The sequence below is a fragment of the Nocardia sp. NPDC047654 genome (assembly GCF_043205035.1).
In the GTDB taxonomy this organism is placed as follows: domain Bacteria; phylum Actinomycetota; class Actinomycetes; order Mycobacteriales; family Mycobacteriaceae; genus Nocardia.
Genome location: NZ_JBIDDF010000002.1, coordinates 250,747 through 268,680, shown reverse-complemented (window position 1 = coordinate 268,680; position 17,934 = coordinate 250,747). Strand labels below are relative to the sequence as shown.

General features: G+C 70.3%; 11 protein-coding genes. 4 read left to right on the top strand and 7 right to left on the bottom strand.

Annotated features, from left to right (window positions below; translation table 11 throughout):
- Window positions 1–3 precede the first annotated feature (3 nt).
- The 5 genes from ACGF7Y_RS09760 to ACGF7Y_RS09740 form a co-directional block, all read right to left on the bottom strand.
- Window positions 4–1,299, bottom strand: a complete 1,296-nt coding sequence (locus tag ACGF7Y_RS09760; RefSeq protein WP_393231505.1) for a DUF58 domain-containing protein — start codon at window positions 1,297–1,299, stop codon at window positions 4–6.
- A gap of 3 nt (window positions 1,300–1,302) precedes the next feature.
- Complete coding sequence (locus ACGF7Y_RS09755; RefSeq protein ID WP_062966988.1) at window positions 1,303–2,280, bottom strand: MoxR family ATPase; 978 nt, start codon at window positions 2,278–2,280, stop codon at window positions 1,303–1,305.
- A 67-nt stretch (window positions 2,281–2,347) separates the two neighbouring features.
- The gene (locus ACGF7Y_RS09750; protein ID WP_393231502.1) at window positions 2,348–3,445 is read right to left on the bottom strand and encodes a DUF4129 domain-containing protein; all 1,098 of its coding nucleotides are present in this window, start codon (window positions 3,443–3,445) and stop codon (window positions 2,348–2,350) included.
- On the bottom strand, window positions 3,442–4,314 hold the full coding sequence (locus ACGF7Y_RS09745; protein ID WP_393231499.1) for a hypothetical protein: 873 nt from the start codon (window positions 4,312–4,314) through the stop codon (window positions 3,442–3,444). Before ACGF7Y_RS09745 ends, ACGF7Y_RS09750 begins: the two co-directional genes overlap by 4 nt.
- A 16-nt stretch (window positions 4,315–4,330) precedes the next feature.
- Window positions 4,331–4,870, bottom strand: a complete 540-nt coding sequence (locus ACGF7Y_RS09740) for a TetR/AcrR family transcriptional regulator (RefSeq protein ID WP_391461017.1) — start codon at window positions 4,868–4,870, stop codon at window positions 4,331–4,333.
- Window positions 4,871–4,955: 85 nt separating this feature from the next.
- Between ACGF7Y_RS09740 and ACGF7Y_RS09735 the strand changes: the two genes are divergently transcribed.
- Window positions 4,956–6,494: an MFS transporter gene (locus tag ACGF7Y_RS09735; RefSeq protein ID WP_393231497.1), complete on the top strand. Its 1,539-nt coding sequence runs from the start codon at window positions 4,956–4,958 to the stop codon at window positions 6,492–6,494.
- Window positions 6,495–6,703: 209 nt separating this feature from the next.
- On the opposite strand, the gene ACGF7Y_RS09730 is transcribed toward ACGF7Y_RS09735, so the two are convergent.
- Both ACGF7Y_RS09730 and ACGF7Y_RS09725 read right to left on the bottom strand, forming a co-directional pair.
- Window positions 6,704–8,254 carry an adenylate/guanylate cyclase domain-containing protein gene (locus ACGF7Y_RS09730; protein ID WP_393231494.1) on the bottom strand — a complete coding sequence of 517 codons (1,551 nt, stop codon included), beginning with the start codon at window positions 8,252–8,254 and terminating at the stop codon, window positions 6,704–6,706.
- Between the two features lie 204 nt (window positions 8,255–8,458).
- Entirely contained in the window at window positions 8,459–10,135 is a 1,677-nt protein-coding gene (locus tag ACGF7Y_RS09725; RefSeq protein ID WP_393231491.1) for a DUF4407 domain-containing protein, read from the bottom strand.
- Between the two features lie 184 nt (window positions 10,136–10,319).
- Here ACGF7Y_RS09725 and aroQ point away from each other — a divergent pair, with 184 nt between their 5' ends.
- From aroQ to ACGF7Y_RS09710, 3 genes are all read left to right on the top strand, one after another.
- Window positions 10,320–10,934 carry a gamma subclass chorismate mutase AroQ gene (gene aroQ / locus ACGF7Y_RS09720; RefSeq protein WP_393231489.1) on the top strand — a complete coding sequence of 205 codons (615 nt, stop codon included), beginning with the start codon at window positions 10,320–10,322 and terminating at the stop codon, window positions 10,932–10,934.
- A gap of 741 nt (window positions 10,935–11,675) precedes the next feature.
- Window positions 11,676–16,328, top strand: coding sequence for a glutamate synthase large subunit (gene gltB, locus ACGF7Y_RS09715; RefSeq protein WP_393231487.1), 4,653 nt, complete (start codon window positions 11,676–11,678; stop codon window positions 16,326–16,328).
- A complete protein-coding gene (locus ACGF7Y_RS09710) occupies window positions 16,321–17,790 on the top strand; it encodes a glutamate synthase subunit beta (protein ID WP_357040828.1) in 1,470 nt (489 codons plus the stop codon). Before gltB ends, ACGF7Y_RS09710 begins: the two co-directional genes overlap by 8 nt.
- Window positions 17,791–17,934 lie beyond the last annotated feature (144 nt).

Sequence of the window (17,934 nt, the reverse complement as noted above, 5' to 3'; positions counted from 1 at the left end):
TCCTCAGAGTGCGCCGGATTGCTTCAGTTCCAGGTATTCGTCCGCCAAGGCCTCCGGCAGTCGTTCCGGTGACGCGGCGACGACCGCGATTCCGGTGCGGCGCAGCGATTCCTGGACCAGCGCGCGTTCGGCGATGACGGATTCCGCCGCGGCGGCGGCGTAGAGGTCGGCGAGATTGTCGCGGCGGGTGGCGGCCGCGGCGACATCGGGATCGGTCACCGAGACGATGAGGACTCGGTGCCGCTGCGCCAGCACCGGCAGCACGGGCAGCAGGTTCTCCTCGACCGCGGCGCCGTCCAGGCTGGTGAACCAGACGACCAGACTGCGTCGGCGGGTGCGCTGGATGGCCGCCCGCACCAGCCCGGCGCTGTCGGTGTCGACGAGCGCGGGGGTGATGCCCGCCATCGCGTGCATCAACTTCAGCTGCAGACCTTTCCCGCCGATACCCCGGACTTCGGCGCGGGCTCTCCGGTCGAAGGCGAGCAGGTCGACCGAGTCTCCCGCGGCGGCGGCCAGGCCACCGAGCAGCAGGGCCGCCTCGATGCTGGCGTCCAAGCGGGTGCCGTCGCCCACCCGGCCCGCGCTGACCCGGCCGGTGTCCAGCAGCATCAGCATGTGCCGGTTGCGCTCCGGGCGCCAGGTGCGGACCAGGACGTCGGTGGCGCGGGCGGTGGCGCGCCAGTCGATGGCGCGCACGTCGTCCCCGGCGACGTACTCGCGGAAGGAGTCGAATTCGGTGCCCTGTCCGCGCAGGTTGGCTACATTGCGGCCTTCCAGGTGTTGCAACCGCTTGACCTTCGAGCGCAACAGCCGTTCGGCGCGGAACGCGGGCAGCGCGCGTACCCGGGCGGGCACGTCGTGCCTCGTCTGCCTGCCCGCCAGCCCGAGCGGGCCGAGCAGGCGCACGGTGACCTGGCCCGCGACCCGATCGCCGCGATAGGTGGGCGTGAGCGCGGTGCGGAAGCGGACCTTGGTGCCCGGCGCGAGATCCAGTTCGTGCGTGCGGTTTCCGGCGCGTGCGCTGCCGGGCCAGTCGTCCCATACGGTGCCGCGCAGCGTGCGGGCTCCGGTGTTGACCGCGACGAGCTCCACCTCGACGGAGCGCCCGAGTCGCACCGTGGTGAGTGCCTCGCGAGACAGCGCCAGGTCGCGCGCCCGTCCCACCGCGCCGAGATCGATGAGCAACCCGGCCGCCAGGGCACATGTCCCCACGACCACGCCGAGCACGGACGGCAGGACCAGGGTGACGAACAGGGCCGCCACGCCTGCCGCGGCGGCCAGCCGACCGGTGACGACCATGCGCTACACCGGAACCGGAACCGACAGCAGCAGCGACGACAGCACACCCTCGGTGGTCACGCCGTCCAGTTCGGCCTCCGGACGCAATTGCAGGCGGTGGCGCAGCACGGCGACGGCGACGGCTTTCACGTCGTCGGGTGTGACGAACCCGCGACCGGTGAGCCAGGCGAACGCGCGCGAGGCCGCCATCAGTGCGGTCGCGCCGCGGGTCGAGGCCCCGTGCTGCACGGCGGGCGAAGTGCGGGTGGCCCGGCACACGTCGACGGTGTAGGCGAGCACCTCGGGGCTGATCGTCGTCTGCGCGATCGCGGCGCGGGCGGCGGTGATGTGTTCGGGGCCGGCGACGGGACGCAAGCCCGCGGCGGTCAGGTCACGCGGATCGAAGCCTGCGGCGTGGCGTTGCAGGATGCGGAACTCGTCGTCGCGGCCGGGCAGGTGGATGTCCACCTTGAACAGGAACCGGTCCAGCTGCGCCTCCGGCAGCGGGTAGGTGCCCTCCTGCTCGATCGGGTTCTGGGTGGCGACGACGACGAACGGATCGGGCAGCGGCTGCGGCTTCCCGTCCACCGAGACCTGCCGTTCCTCCATCGATTCCAGCAGCGACGACTGGGTTTTCGGAGGCGTGCGGTTGATCTCGTCGGCCAGCAGCAGGTTGGTGAACACCGGACCGTGCCGGAAGGTGAACTCCGCGGAGTGCGGATCGTAGATCTGCGAGCCGGTGACGTCGCCGGGCATCAGGTCCGGGGTGAACTGCACCCGCGCGTGGTCCAGGTCCAGCGCCGTGGCCAGCGCCCGCACCAACAGCGTCTTGGCCACCCCCGGGACACCTTCGAGCAGCACGTGGCCGCGGCACAGCAGCGCGAGCACCAGGTACATGACCGCGCTGTCGTTGCCGACCACCGCTTTGCCGATCTCGGCGCGCAGGGCGTGGAACGCGGCGCCCGCTTGCTCGGCCGTCGGGGTGGTCTCGGTGCTGGTCATTCGATCTCCTGTGGTTCGCGGGCGTTCCCGGATGCCGTGGGCCGGGCGAGGATTGGACGAAGGCGTCTCATCCGACCTCCGATTCGATCCATTCGAGCTGAGCGGCGACCACCCGCAGGGTCCCCGGGTCGGGCACCGGGCCGAACAAGGCGGCCCCGATCTGGGCGGGGTGGGCTCCGACGCGCGCGGCGACCACGGCGACGACGCGGTCCGGCGGGGTGTCGGCCGCGATGCCGAGCGGGGCGCGGATGCGGCGCAGCGTGGCCGCCCGCAGCTTCCCGGCGACGTGGTCGTGGTCTTTCGAGCGGCGGTAGAGGGCGGCGTGGCCGGCGAGCAGTTCGTTCGCCGCCACCTCGACCGGACGGGGCTCGCGCACCAGTGCGCCCCGCCTGCGGGCCCGCCACCACACCACCAGTGCGGCGGCGATCAGGAACTGCACGCCGCCGTAGAAGACCGGTGCGGGCAGCCGGTCCCAGATCGGGTCGTCGCCCGCCCCGAAGCCGGGGCGGCTGGGCGGAGGGACATCGGGCAGATCCGGTGGTGGCTGCGGCGGCGGCGGGGTGGGCGCGGTGGGCGCACCGCAGGACTGCAGCGCGCCGTAGACCAGCAGCAGTAACGCGGCCGTCGCGGCGAGCGCCGCCCAGAACCGCGGGTCGCGCAGAAGATCGGGCAGCGGGGGAAGCCTGCGCCTGGTGCGCGGCGCCTTCTCGACCGCCTCGATCTCGACCGGTTCCGGCGCGGGTGGCGGCGCGGCGGCGGAGAACCGGTCGGCGTATTCCAGCCTGCGGTATTCGTCTTCGGTGGCGCGGCGTCCGCCGTAGACCACCTCGTCGAAACTGTGTGCGGCGGGCCGGATCTCGGTGGCGACCTCGAGCGGCAACGCGGTCGTCACGTCGTCGGCGGTTTCCCGCGCGGTGCGCGAGCGCCGGACCTCCAGCACACCGCCCTGTTCCAGGCCGCGCAGCACGGCACGGAAACGTTCCCGCAAAGCACGGTCGAAATCGCGGTGCTGCGCGGCGGATTCGGCGGCGGCCCGATGATCGGCGGCGGCCCCGAGCCGTGGCGCGCCGGGCGCCGGGTCGTTGGTCGCGTGGGCACCTTTGGTCAGCCGGACCTCACCCGGATGCCGAGCCGACGGGATCTCCGGCGGTGTCGGATCGCTCATCGCGTCTCCTGCCGAGGAATGCGAATGTCCAATCCCTCCCTGCGGCACCGGCGATCGAGGTAGCACACCACCCGCGACGACGCCTCGACCACTTCGCCGAAGGCCGTCAGCAGCAGCACCGCCGACGTGGTCAGCACGATCACCGGCCACCGGTGCGTGCCGGAGAAGTCCGAGACGTACAGGGGAATGGCCAGCAACGGGATCGCCAGCAGCCCGAACAGGACGCGTTGCGCGATCCAGAGCCCGACGGTCGGCCACTCGGCGCCTTCGGCGAGCAGCTTGGCGCGGGCGATTCCGTCGCGGTGCGAGGTGCGCTCCACGAACAGCACCGGCACCGCGACCCAGCGGCGGGCGCGCAGCCAGCCCAGCCAGAGCACCGCGAGGGGCAGCGTCACGATGGGCAAGCCACTCACCGCGAGCACGCCGACGCCCACCAGCGTGAACAACAGCTGGAACACCAGCAGTGGGCCGAGTGTCGCACCGAATCGGCGCAACGCGGCCCTGCGGCCGATCGGCGCGCCACCGACGGTCGCGAGCCCAAGGGCCACGGTCGTGCCGCGTAACCCGAACCGCAGCAACCAGGCACAGGCCGCGGTGGACCCGATCGCCGCCCAGGCGGTGCCCGCGTCGGAACCGCCGGTCAGCCCGGAGACGCCCGCGGTCACCGCGACGACTACGGCCTCGGCCAGGAGCAAGCCCGGCACACTCAAACCGGCGATGGCGCGGATGTTCGCCTGGATCAGCGCGAACGGCGCATCGAGCAGTTCACGGAAACTCAGCGGTCGGATCGGCACCGTCGTTCCAGGAGACCCCGGTACCGGATCTGTTCCCGCCCCGACGGCGCCGGCCGGTTCGGCGGCTGGCAGCACGGGCCGAGTCTAGCCGTCAGCGGCGCAGTAAGCGGTCCACCACGTGCCGGTAGCGAACCGGATCGATGGGCGGAAGGCCGAGCAGCGCGCGCAGGTACACGCCGTCGCCCACGAGCCGGATGAGGTCGGCCTGTACCGGGTCGGCGACCTCCGCGTCCAGACCGTCCGACCAGGCGTTCATCATCTCGACCAGCGCCTGCTGCACCTCGTCGGGCTCCGGTGTGGCGTCGATCGTGCGCATGGTCGCGAGCATGGACCGATAGAGCTCCAGTTCCACCGCTTCCGCCGCGTCGTCCGGGTTCGGTGTCTGTAGGTACCACTCGGCTACCGAGCCGCCTCTGGCGACCGCGCCGTCCAGCTGCTTGCCCGCACGGTCGGCCAGCCTGCGGACCAGGCCCGCGAGCAGCGCGTCCTTGCTCTTGAAGTGATAGAGCAAGCCGCCTTTGGAGACGCCCGCGGTGGCCGCCACGTTCTCCAATGTCACTTGCGACATGCCCTTTTCCAGCAACAAGGTCTCGAGCGCGTCCAGGATGCGGTCGCGGGTGTCAGCGGTCACGGGCTCGACTATACCGTCCGGACGGTTGATCGGTTACTATACCGTCTGGACGGTTAGAAAATGGACGACGGAAGTCGAGAAAGTCATGAACACCCAGACCGCGCGGCCCACCGGACGATCGGCCACCACGCCACCTCGCGCCGGAGCGCGCGAGTGGGCCGGATTGTCCGTGCTCGCGCTCGCCCTGCTACTGCTCGCCGTCGACGCGACCGTGCTGGACCTGGCCGTACCCGCGATCAGCGCCGATCTCGCCCCGACCACGCCGCAGCTGCTGTGGATCATCGACGTGTACTCGTTCGTGTTGGCCGGGTTGCTCGTCGTCATGGGGAACCTGGGGGACCGGATCGGGCGGCGCAGGCTGCTGCTGCTCGGCGCGGCCGGGTTCGGGATCGCCTCCGTGCTCGCGGCGTGGGCGCCGACGCCGGAGATGCTCATCGCGGCGCGGGTGCTGCAAGGCGTCGCCGGTGCGACGCTGATGCCCGCGACGCTGGCGCTGATCAGGTCGATGTTCCTCGATCCGCGGCAGCGCACGGTCGCGATCGCGGTGTGGAGCGCGATGGCGGGCGGTGGCGCCGCGGCGGGACCGCTGCTGGGCGGCTGGCTGCTCGAGCACTACTGGTGGGGTTCGGTGTTCCTGGTGAACCTGCCGGTCATGCTGGTCCTGATCGGGCTGGGGCCGGTGCTGATCCCGGAGTCGCGCGATCCGAAGCCCGGCCGCTTCGACCTGCCCAGCGCCGTGCTGTCGATGCTCACCCTGGTGCCCGTGGTGTACGCGGTCAAGGAGGTCGCGGCGCACGGTCCGGGTATGCGCCCGGTCCTGGTCGGCGCGCTCGGTGTGCTCGCGGGTGCGGGGTTCGTGCGCAGGCAGCGACGGCTCGCGCGGCCGATGCTCGACCTGGCGCTGTTCGCGCTGCCCACCTTCCGTACGGCGGTGGTGACCAACCTGCTCGCGGTGTTCGCGCTGGCCGGTGTGCTGTTCTTCGGCTCGCAGTACCTCCAGTTGGTGCTCGGACGCTCGCCGATGCAGGCGGGCTTGCTGCTGTTGCCGGGCCTGCTGGCCGGGATGGTCGCCTCGCTCGCCGCGGCCTGGTTGGTGCGGCGGCTGCGGCCGGGCACCGTGCTGGGCGGCGCGCTGATCACCGCGGCGGTGGGCGCGGCGCTGTTCGGAGGGCTGGGCTCCGAGGCGGCCACCAGCACGACGCCGTTCGTGCTCGGCTTCCTGTTCGTGGGGGCAGGTGTCGGCGTCGCGCTGACCGTGTCGTCGGACCTGGTGGTCGGCTCGGCGCCCGCGGAGCGCGCGGGCGCGGCCGCCGCGGTGTCGGAGACCGCCTACGAGACCGGTATCGCGCTGGGCGTCGCGATACTCGGCAGCGTGGTCATGGCGATCTTCCGCGACGGCCTCGACCTGAGCCACGTGCCGGATGATCAGGCGGACGCCGCCTCGGAATCCCTCGGCGCGGCCACGGCTTTCGCCCGTGAGCTGCCGGAGGCCGCCGGAAACGCGTTCCTCGCCTCGGTGCACGATTCGTTCGTCTCCGGCATCCACTTCGCGGCGATCGGCACCACCTCGATCCTGCTGGCAGCCGCGCTGGTGGCGTTCCGGTTGCGCGGTGCGCGGATGTGATCGCCGGTCAGGGCGCTTCCGAGCGGGGGCGGTCAAGCGCGGGCCGGGGCTCGTTCCTCCGGCGCCGGGCCGGTCGACGTTGCGATTCGCGCCGGTCGCACGCGATCGGGACCGGCCGATCCGGTCGCACCGTTCCGCGGGCTCGGCGCAGCGGACGTCCACCCGTGCGCGAGCGCCGCAGCGAAGGTCGAGCGGGCGTCCCGCCGACTTCAGGCGGGACGCGCGAGCCGGGTCGGTGTGAGGCGGCCGCGGAGAGTGACGGATTCGCCGAGCTGCCACTGCCCGGTCTCGGCCTCGGCAGCCGCCGCGACGGTGGCACCGGAGGCGAGCAGCAGACCCTGCTGCTTGGCCAGCTCGCACAGGCGCGCGGCCTCGTTGACCGCGTCGCCGATGACGGTGAACTCGTAGCGCTGATGAGCGCCGACATTGCCCGCCACCACCCGGCCCGCGGCCACGCCGATGGCGGCGACGAAATCGGCCGCGTCGGCGTCGAGCCGGGCTCGGATCGCGCGGGCGGTGGCCAGCGCCGCGCCCGCGGCATCGGCCAGCGGCGCGGGCGTGCCGAAGACGGCGAGCGCGGCGTCTCCCTCGAACTTGTTGACCAGCCCGCCGTGGCGCTCCACCTCGTCCACCACGATGGCGAAGAACCGGTTGAGCAGGGCGACCATCTCCGGCGCTGGGATGGTCGCGGCCATCGTCGTGGAGCCGACGATATCGATGAACAGGGCCGCGGCGTCGGTCTCCACGCCACCGAGCGTCGGATCGCCCGCCAGCGCGGCCGCGGCGACCTCTCGCCCGACATGCCTGCCGAACAGGTCCCTGATCTGCTCGCGTTCCCGCAGGCCCTCCACCATGTGGTTGAAACCGCTCTGCAGCTCGCCGAGCTCGGTGCCGTCGTAGACCGCCAGCGCGACAGCGAGATCGCCGTCCTCCACCTGGCGCATCGCGCGGCGCACCCCGAGGATCGGGGCGACGGTCGCGGCCAGTGTCTGCGTCATCAGCAGCAGGCCGAAGATCAAGGTCGCTCCGCCGAGGGACAGCACGCAGACCGCCAGCCGAGCCTTGGACACGTCGTCCATCACGAGCGCCGACACCGCGAGCACCATCATCCCGGCCACCGGAACGCCCGATCCGACCACCCACACCACCAGTGAGCGTCCGAAGACGCCGATGCCGCGGCGTCGACCGGAAGCCGCGGCTTCCAGCACCCGCGCGGTGACGGGTCGCAGCGCGAACTCGATGATCAGATAGCTGTTCGCGCACACCACGATGGCGCTGATCGCGATGCCGAAGGCCACCTTCGGAATCAGCCGCGGTTCGGCCAGGCCGTACAGGGTGGTCAGCAGGACGAGGCCGCCGAACCACAGCAGCGCTTGGTTACGCACCAGCCTGCGCGGTACCACCGTGGCCGCGGCCTGCTCCTCCTCGGTGGGCACGTGCAGCGGATCGGTGGCCCACCGCAGCGCGCGCAGCCCCCGGGTCGTGCCCCACCACAGCCCGAGCAGCAGCGCGCAGCTCGCGTACAGCGGTGCGGCGAGCACGTCCAGCAGCAGGAGATCCCGGGTGAACACCGACGGCCCCGGCAGGACGAAGCCCACCAGCACGATCGACACCACCATGCCCGTCAGGTTTCCCAACAGGGTGGGCACGGTGAGCAACAACTGAATGCGAATGCGCTGCAGCCCCGACGACTCCTCGGCGGACCCGAGCAATGGCGAGCCCCACGGCGCCGCGGCGAGCGTCACCTCCCTGTGTTGCATGGGTGCAGCGTAGGCCGAGGCGTTGCGCCGTGCCGCAGGGCCGACCCGGCATCCGGGCATGCGGTCCGACCGAACTCGTACCCGCACAGCTCTGCGCCGAGACGGCGACGATCACCGAGGTACGCGTAGTCAGAGGTGTCGGTGCCGACGCGGGCTACCCCGCCGCTGTTTGCGGCGAGGACGTGGCACAGGTGGCGGGACCGGTCAGTGCCCGGGCGGCAGTTCGCGCCGTTCGGATTCCGGCAGTTCGGGGTATTGGCGACCGGGCAGTTCGTCTCGCCGGGCGCCGGTGGGCAGGCCGTAGCCCGCGGCGCCGGTCGGCGGAAGCGAGGAGTAGCGGGGCACCGCGTCGACGACGGTGGAGGCGACATGCTGGGCGTGCGCGATCTCGGGGGAGCCGGGCTGCGGCTGATAGCCGACGGCCTGCGGATGCGTGGCTTGGCCGTCGATGGTCACCTTGCGGGTGCGCCGCAGCGTGAACGTGATCTCCTCGACCTCCTCGAACGCCTGCCGAGCGGTGCGCAGCGGATGCGTCGCCGTGTCGATCGCGTTGGCGACGAACGACGGGACCAGCGGACGGATGAGACGCGCCGCGGTATCGGTGAACGGCACCGTGCCGATCAGGGGCAGTTCGAGTCCGCCGCTCTGCGGCGCCGCCTGCGGGGCAGCGATGGCGGGCGAATGCACGGTCACCGGCGCAGGTAGGTTCGGCGTCACCTCGTCGGGCATGGCGCTGTCCTTTCGGTGTTCCGCCGCGGCGGGAAGTTCGGGGTGGCGCGGCGGCTCCGTGATGCCGATCTCGATGCCGCCGATGGCCGCGATGATGCGGGTGCGCTGCCGCTCCCGGTCGATGGCCGTGTCCGCCTCGACGGCGAGACGGGCGGCGGTGAGCTGCTGCTCGGCACGCAGGATCTCCGCCTCGGTGCGCATTTCGGCCTGCTTGACCGCGATCGCCGCGTCGGCGTCGCGCTCGGCGCGATCGTGCACCGTGCGGGCGGCGTTGTGCCGGTCGAACGAAGTCTCGCCACGCCACCACCGCAGCACAAGTGGCAGCAGGGCGAGTGCGACGAACGCCACGATGGTGAGAATGCGCAGCGGCAGCGCGTTGTGCACGGTGTAGTCGTTCATCGCCTGCCAGCGCGCGCCGAGTCCGCGGTCGGTGTCGTCGAAGGCGGCGGTCCGCGCAGCCGCCAAGGCGTCCCGGTCGGCGTCGATCCGGCGGTCCGCGGCATCCACCCGGGCCTGCGCGGTGGCGAGTTGCTTGCGGGCGTCGTCGAGCATGGCGTCGGCCGTCCGCGCCTCCGGCCCGCGACCGGGCACGCCGGTGATCCTGGTGCGTGGGCACTCGGGGGCCGGGTTGAATTCGCAGCGGGCGATCACGAGGGCGTGATCGATATCGTTCTGGGCCATGCCGATCGCCTGTTCGAGCGCGGCCCGGTCGGCCTTCGCCCGGTCCAATTCCGCCTGCGCCGCGACGACCCGAGGCGCCGAATCGAGCGAGCGCTGCGCCTTCTCATCCAGCACCCGGTCGACGGATCCGCTGAACAGCACGATCGCGGCCAGTTCCGCGAGCAATCCACCGGCCAGCACGGCGACCGCGATGCGCGCGAGCAATCCGAGCCGATCCGGTCCTCCGCTCGGCCGCGCCGTGGCCAGAGCACGCGCCGGCGCGCCGGTCAGCACGCCGACCACGATGCCCACCGCCGTCGCTGCCCACCAGGGCCAGGCGGACGCCGCGGCCAGGGCGGCGACCACGCCGGAGATACCGGCGAACAACAACACGACAGCACCGGTGACGGCGTATCCGGCACGCTCGTGACGATCGGTGATCGCGCTGGTCCGGCCCCCGCCGAGCCAGGTGAACAAGCCGGTGACGGTCATCGGAAGGCACATCCTCTACGTCCCAGGCGCTTTCGCGGGCGCGACGAAACTGTCACGGATTCGTTGTGACAGCGTGACAGGCCCCGCGGGTGCCCAGCGAGCAGGGGAGGCCGGATGTGGCCAGGCTCACAGCCAGGTCCGCGGCGGGCCGGGCGGGCCGGGTGACCTCGCCTACGCTGACGCGGTGATTCGTTTCCATGCGGGCGATCCCAGGAGGTCACGACGTGCGCGAGTCGGTTGGACGCTGCTGGCGGCGGTACTGCTGATGTGGCCGGCCGGCGCGGGCGCCGCTTCGGCCGACGGATCCTTGGACCGGCTGGTCGCCCTGGTGGTCGAGCGCTTGGACACCGCCGACGCGGTGGCCGCCGCGAAGTGGGTGGCCGCGGGCGAGCTCGGCATCGAGCCCGCGATCGACGATCCGGCCAGGGAGGCGGAGGTCTACGACGCGATGGCCCGCCTGGGCGATGGTCGCGACCTGCCGGAGGACTGGGTGCGGCAGGTTTTCCTCGGCCAGATCGAGGCCAACAAGACGGTGCAGCGCGGGCTGATGCTGCGGTGGCGCTTCGACCCGGCCGCCGCGCCCATCGCGCCCGCGGGGCTCTCCTCGGTGCGCCCGGTCATCGACCGCGTGAATGTCGAGATCCTCGACCAGCTCGACACGCACCGCGCCGAGCTGACCGCGCCGGACTGCGCGGAACGGTTGGCGCGCAGCGTCTTCGGGGTGTTCACCACGGGCAACGGGGACGCCCTGCACCGCGCGGCGCTGGTGCGGGCCGCCGTCTCGCTCTGCCGGTCGTAGGCCGGGCCGCACAGGTTCTGTGGCGCGTCAGCGGAAAGATGTGTCCAACACCACTTCCCGACATTTGCTGGTTATGTGCTGAATGACACAGCGGACAAAAGAGGCCGGACGGTCGGATCACATTCATGGCTTGTCACGCCGGTGTCGGAAATATCTCAACGGGCCGATCGTCGAGTTAGCCGCTGCCGCTTGGTTTGCCGCGCCGCCCGGCGGGGAAATCCACTTCGACGCAGGTGAGGGCGGTTTCCGGGCTTTGTGAGGAAAGTCTCGGGTCGGTGTCGCGCGCCGGTTTCCCCAGCTGGCACCGGGTGCCATGGGGATCGATCGCACGGCACTCGCTGCTTTACACTGGACGACGCGCACACGTGGAGGACCAAATGCAGAAGCCCAGCTAAACATGGTTATTAGCACAACCTAAGTTGGTTGGTCCCTGGACCTGACTTATCGTTTGCTCTTACGCCGAACACAGAACGTTCGGCTACCTCGCCCGCTCGGGCAGCCCTAGCCAGGTGCTCAGCGTAGCGGGCGAGCACCCGCTCGGAGGTAAGGATCTTGTTAGGGATCCGTTACCGAAGGGCACCCACTACGTCACAGAAGCGGGTGGAGAGACAACTGCAGACCTGACTGCACGCCGAAGACCATCAGCGCGGCTGGCTTCGGAACGTACGGGCGCAGTCTTGTACGGAGGCGTTCGGCGAAAGGCCGTTTTCTTCGAAGGCCGACTTTCTTGAAGGCAGAGGCATGACGCAACTTCCTGGCCACAGGTCACCTGGACCCATCGGGCTCTACGACCCGGCGAACGAGCACGACGCCTGCGGCGTCGCATTCGTCGTCGACATGCACGGCCGCCGCAGCCGCGACATCGTCGACAAGGCTATTACGGCTCTGTTGAACCTGGAGCACCGTGGCGCCGCGGGCGCCGAGCCCAACAGCGGTGACGGCGCGGGCATCCTGATCCAGGTCCCGGACCGCTTCTTCCGCGCCATCGTGGACTTCGAGTTGCCGCCGGAGGGCTCCTACGCCACCGGTATCGCCTTCCTGCCGCAGGCCCGCCGCGAAGCCGCGCGCGCCGCCTACGGCGTGGAGAAGATCGTCAAGGAAGAGGGCCTCGAGGTCCTCGGCTGGCGCGAGGTGCCGATCGACGAGTCGTCGCTCGGCGCGCTGGCCCGCGACGCCATGCCGAGCTTCCGGCAGATCTTCATCGCCTCCCCGAAGAACGCTTCCGATCCGCTGTCGGAGATGGATCTGGAGCGTCGCGCCTACGTGGTGCGCAAGCGGGTCGAGCGTGAGCTGGGGTCGGCCGGTGCGGGTGAGGGCGCGGTCGGCAGGGAGTCGGTCTACTTCCCGAGCCTGTCCGGGCAGACCTTCGTCTACAAGGGCATGTTCACCACGCCGCAGCTGCGCGCGTTCTACCTGGACCTGCAGGACTCCCGGGTGGAGAGCGCCCTGGGCATCGTGCACTCCCGGTTCTCCACCAACACCTTCCCCTCCTGGCCGCTGGCGCACCCGTTCCGCCGGGTGGCGCACAACGGTGAGATCAACACCGTCACCGGCAACGAGAACTGGATGCGCGCCCGGGAGGCGCTGCTGCGCAGCGACGTCTTCGGCGTCGACTCCGCGGGCAAGAACCGGCTGGAGAAGATCTTCCCCATCTGTACCCCGGGGGCGAGCGACACCGCCCGGTTCGACGAGGTGCTGGAACTGCTGCATCTCGGCGGCCGCAGCTTGCCCCACGCCGTGCTGATGATGATTCCCGAGGCCTGGGAACGCAACGACACCATGGACCCGCGGCAGCGGGCCTTCTACGAGTACCACTCGATGCTGATGGAGCCGTGGGACGGCCCCGCGTCGGTGTGCTTCACCGACGGCACCGTCGTCGGCGCCGTGCTCGACCGCAACGGCCTGCGGCCGAGCCGTATCTGGGTGACCGACGACGGCTTGGTCGTGATGGCCTCCGAGGTCGGCGTGCTGGACATCGACCCGTCCAAGGTGGTCAGGAAGGCGCGCCTGCAGCCGGGCCGCATGTTCCTGGTCGACACCGCCCAGGGCCGCATCGTCGGCGACGAAGAGGTCAAGTCCCAGCTCGCCGCCGAGCACCCGTACCAGGAGTGGCTGGACGCGGGCGTGTCCCGCCTCGCCGACCTGCCCGACCGCCCGCACGTGCACATGTCGCACGACCGCGTGCTGATCCGTCAGCAGATCTTCGGATACACCACCGAGGAGCTCAACCTGCTGATCTCGCCGATGGCCAAGACCGGCGGCGAAGCGCTCGGCTCGATGGGCACCGACACCCCGATCGCGGTGCTTTCGGCCCGCCCGCGCCTGCTGTTCGACTACTTCTCCCAGCTGTTCGCGCAGGTCACCAACCCGCCGCTCGACGCGATCCGGGAAGAGGTGGTCACCAGCCTCAAGCGCAACATCGGCCCGGAGGCCGACCTGCTGCACCCGGGGCCGGAGTCGTGCAACATGATCGCGCTCGAGCAGCCGATCCTGGACAACGACGAGCTGGCCAAGCTCGTGCACATCAACGACGACGGATCGCACCCCGAACTGCGCTCGGTGGTCGTGCGCGGCCTCTACCCCGTCAAGAAGGGCGGCAAGGGCCTGCGCAAGGCGCTGGAGGCGATCAACACCCAGGTGTCGGCCGCCATCGATGGCGGTGCCCGGATCATCGTGCTGTCCGACCGCGAGTCCAACGAGAAGCTGGCGCCGATTCCGTCGCTGCTGCTGACCTCCTCGGTGCACCACCACCTGGTGCGCGAGCGCACCCGCACCAAGGTCGGCCTCGTCGTGGAGGCCGGTGACGCCCGCGAGGTGCACCACATGGCCACCCTGGTCGGCTTCGGCGCGGCCGCGATCAACCCCTACATGGCCTTCGAGACCATCGAGGACATGCTCGAGCGCGGCGCCCTCGAGCTGCCGGGCAGCACCGGCGACCTGGCCGCCGACTACCGCAAGGCGGTCGCGAACTACAACAAGGCCGCGGGCAAGGGTGTGCTCAAGGTGATGTCCAAGATGGGCATCTCCACGCTGGCCTCCTACAACGGCGCCCAGCTCTTCCAGGTGATCGGCCTGTCGCAGGACCTGGTGGACGAGTACTTCACCGGCCTGCGCTCGCACCTGGACGGCATCGGCCTCGACGAGATCGCCGAGGACGTCGCGCAGCGGCACCGGATCGCGTTCCTGGAGAACCGCAACGAGCGCGCCCACCGCGAGCTCGAGGTCGGCGGTGAGTACCAGTGGCGGCGTGAGGGCGAATACCACCTGTTCAACCCGGACACGGTGTTCAAGCTGCAGCACGCCACCCGGTCCGGCCAGTACCCGATCTTCAAGGAGTACACCAAGCTGGTCGACGACCAGTCCGAGCGGCTGGCGTCGCTGCGCGGTCTGTTCAAGTTCAAGCACAAGGCGCGCAGCCCGATCTCGATCGACGAGGTCGAGCCCGCCTCGGAGATCGTGAAGCGGTTCTCCACCGGCGCGATGAGCTACGGCTCCATCTCGGCCGAGGCGCACGAGACCCTGGCGATCGCGATGAACCGCCTCGGCGGCCGGTCGAACTCGGGTGAGGGCGGCGAGTCGCCGTCGCGCTTCGAGCCGGAGGAGAACGGCGACTGGCGGCGCAGCGCGATCAAGCAGGTGGCCTCCGGCCGCTTCGGCGTGACCGCGCACTACCTGACCAACTGCACCGACATCCAGATCAAGATGGCGCAGGGCGCGAAGCCGGGCGAGGGCGGCCAGCTCCCGGCGCACAAGGTGTACCCGTGGGTCGCCGAGGTGCGGCACTCGACGCCGGGCGTCGGCCTGATCTCGCCGCCGCCGCACCACGACATCTACTCGATCGAGGATCTGGCGCAGCTGATCCACGACTTGAAGAACGCCAACCCGCAGGCGCGCATCCACGTGAAGCTGGTCGCCGAACCGGGCGTCGGCACCGTCGCGGCGGGCGTCTCCAAGGCGCACGCCGACGTCGTGCTGATCTCCGGCCACGACGGCGGCACCGGCGCGTCCCCGCTGACCTCGCTCAAGCACGCGGGCGGTCCCTGGGAGCTCGGCCTCGCGGAGACCCAGCAGACGCTGCTGCTCAACGGCTTGCGCGACCGCATCGTCGTACAGGTCGACGGCCAGATGAAGACCGGCCGCGACGTGATGATCGCCGCGCTGCTCGGCGCCGAGGAGTACGGCTTCGCCACCGCGCCGCTGGTGGTCTCGGGCTGCATCATGATGCGCGTCTGCCACCTGGACACCTGCCCGGTCGGCGTCGCGACGCAGAACCCGGTGCTGCGCGAGCGGTTCACCGGCAAGCCGGAGTTCGTCGAGAACTTCTTCCTGTTCATCGCCGAAGAGGTCAGGGAGCTGCTGGCGCAGCTGGGCTTCCGCACGCTGGACGAAGCCATCGGCCGGGTCGACCTGCTCGACACCTCGCGGGCCAAGCAGCACTGGAAGGCCAGCAAGCTGGACCTGTCGCCGATCCTCGACGACGTCGAGACGGCGTTCATGTACCAGGACCGCCGCTGCACCAAGTCCCAGGACCACGGCCTGGACAAGGCGCTGGACCAGCAGCTGATCGTGCAGAGCCGCGACGCGCTGGAGCGGGGTCAGGCGGTGAAGTTCGAGACCAAGATCACGAACGTCAACCGCACCGTCGGCACCATGCTCGGTCACGAGGTGACCAAGCTCTACGGCGGCGCGGGCCTGCCCGACGACACCATCGACATCACGTTCACCGGGTCGGCGGGCAACAGCTTCGGCGCCTTCGTGCCCGCGGGCATCACGCTGCGCGTGCAGGGTGACGCGAACGACTATGTCGGCAAGGGCCTTTCCGGCGGTCGCCTGGTGGTGCGCCCGTCGCTGAACGCGCCCGGCGAGTTCGTCTCGGAGCAGAACATCATCGCGGGCAACGTGATCCTGTTCGGCGCCACCAGCGGTCAGGTGTTCCTCCGCGGCGTGGTCGGCGAACGGTTCGCCGTGCGCAACTCCGGCGCCACCGCGGTGGTCGAGGGCGTGGGCGACCACGGCTGCGAGTACATGACCGGTGGCCGGGTGGTCATCCTGGGCGAGACCGGACGCAACTTCGGCGCCGGTATGTCCGGCGGCGTGGCGTTCGTGTTCGACCCGAACGGCACCTTCGCGTCCAAGCTCAATCCCGAGCAGGCCGACGCCGTCGAGCAGTTGTCCGGTGACGACTTCACCTGGCTGCACGACATCATCACCCAGCACCGTGACCAGACCGGTTCCGCGGTGGCCGAGCGCGTTCTCAGCGATTGGTCGCAGCAGGTGAACCACTTCGTGAAGGTCATGCCGCGCGAATACAAGAAGGTTTTGCTCGCCATCTCCGAAGCTGAGAAGAGCGGCAAGGACGTGGACGAGGCGATTATGGAGGCCGCACGTGGCTGACCCCCAGGGTTTTCTGAAGCACACCGCACGCGAACTGCCCAAGCGGCGGCCGGTGCCGCTGCGCCTGATGGACTGGAAAGAGGTCTACGAGGAGAAGTTCTCCCACGAGACCCTGCGCACCCAGGCCAGCCGGTGCATGGACTGCGGTATCCCGTTCTGCCACAACGGTTGCCCGCTGGGAAACCTGATCCCCGAGTGGAACGACCTGGTCTACAAGGACCGTTGGCGGGAAGGCATCGACCGGCTGCACGCGACCAACAACTTCCCGGAGTTCACCGGGCGGTTGTGCCCCGCGCCGTGCGAGGCGTCCTGCGTGCTCGGCATCAACCAGGATCCGGTCACGATCAAGCAGGTCGAGGTCGAGATCATCGAGAACGCCTTCGACGAGGGCTGGGTGACCCCGGTCTACCCGACCCGCCTCACCGGCAAGAAGGTCGCCGTCGTCGGTTCCGGTCCGGCCGGTCTGGCCGCCGCGCAGCAGCTGACGCGCGCCGGACACACCGTGACGGTGTTCGAGCGGGCCGACCGCATCGGTGGTCTGCTGCGCTACGGGATCCCGGAATTCAAGATGGAGAAGCGCTTCATCGACCGCCGCATGGCGCAGATGGAGGCCGAGGGCACCATCTTCAAGACCGGCGTGAACGTGGGCGTCGACATCACGGCCGAGCAGCTGCGTGAGAAGTTCGACGCGATCGTGCTGGCCGGTGGCGCCACCCTGGCCCGCGACCTGCCGATCCCGGGCCGCGACCTGGACGGCATCCACCAGGCCATGGAGTTCCTGCCGTGGGCCAACCGGGTGCAGCACGGCGACGACGTCACCGATGACGAGGGCCTGCCGCCCATCCACGCGAAGGGCAAGAAGGTCGTCATCATCGGCGGTGGCGACACCGGCGCCGACTGCCTCGGCACCTCGCACCGGCAGGGCGCGGCCAGCGTGCACCAGTTCGAGATCATGCCGCGCCCGCCGGAGGAGCGGGCCGCGTCGACCCCGTGGCCGACCTATCCGCTGATGTACCGGGTTTCCTCGGCGCACGAGGAGGGCGGCGAGCGGGTGTTCTCGGTGAACACCGAGCGCTTCGTCGGCGCGGACGGCAAGGTGACCGGCTTGGATGCCCACGAGGTCAAGATGGTCAACGGTCGCTTCGAGAAGGTGGAGGGCACCGACTTCACCCTCGAGGCCGATCTGGTGCTACTGGCCATGGGCTTCGTCGGTCCCGAGAAGCCGGGCCTGCTCACCGATCTCGGCGTGGGCTACGACCAGCGCGGCAACGTGCAACGCGACAAGAACTGGGCCACCAATGTTCCCGGCGTCTTCGTCGCCGGTGACATGGGCCGCGGTCAGTCGCTGATCGTCTGGGCCATCGCCGAAGGCCGCGCCGCGGCCGCGGGTGTGGACCGGTACCTGGAAGGCGAGACCGCCCTCCCGGCGCCGATCACCCCCACCATGGTGGCGCAGCGCTAGAACCCCTCTCTTACCGGAGCGGAAACAAAGGCGCCTGTGGACAACTCGTCCACAGGCGCCTTTTCGCGATCGATGCGCTTTCGGCCCACGCCTCACCTGTGCTCCTGCCCGAGCAGGCATCGGAAATCCGACACACTACGAGGT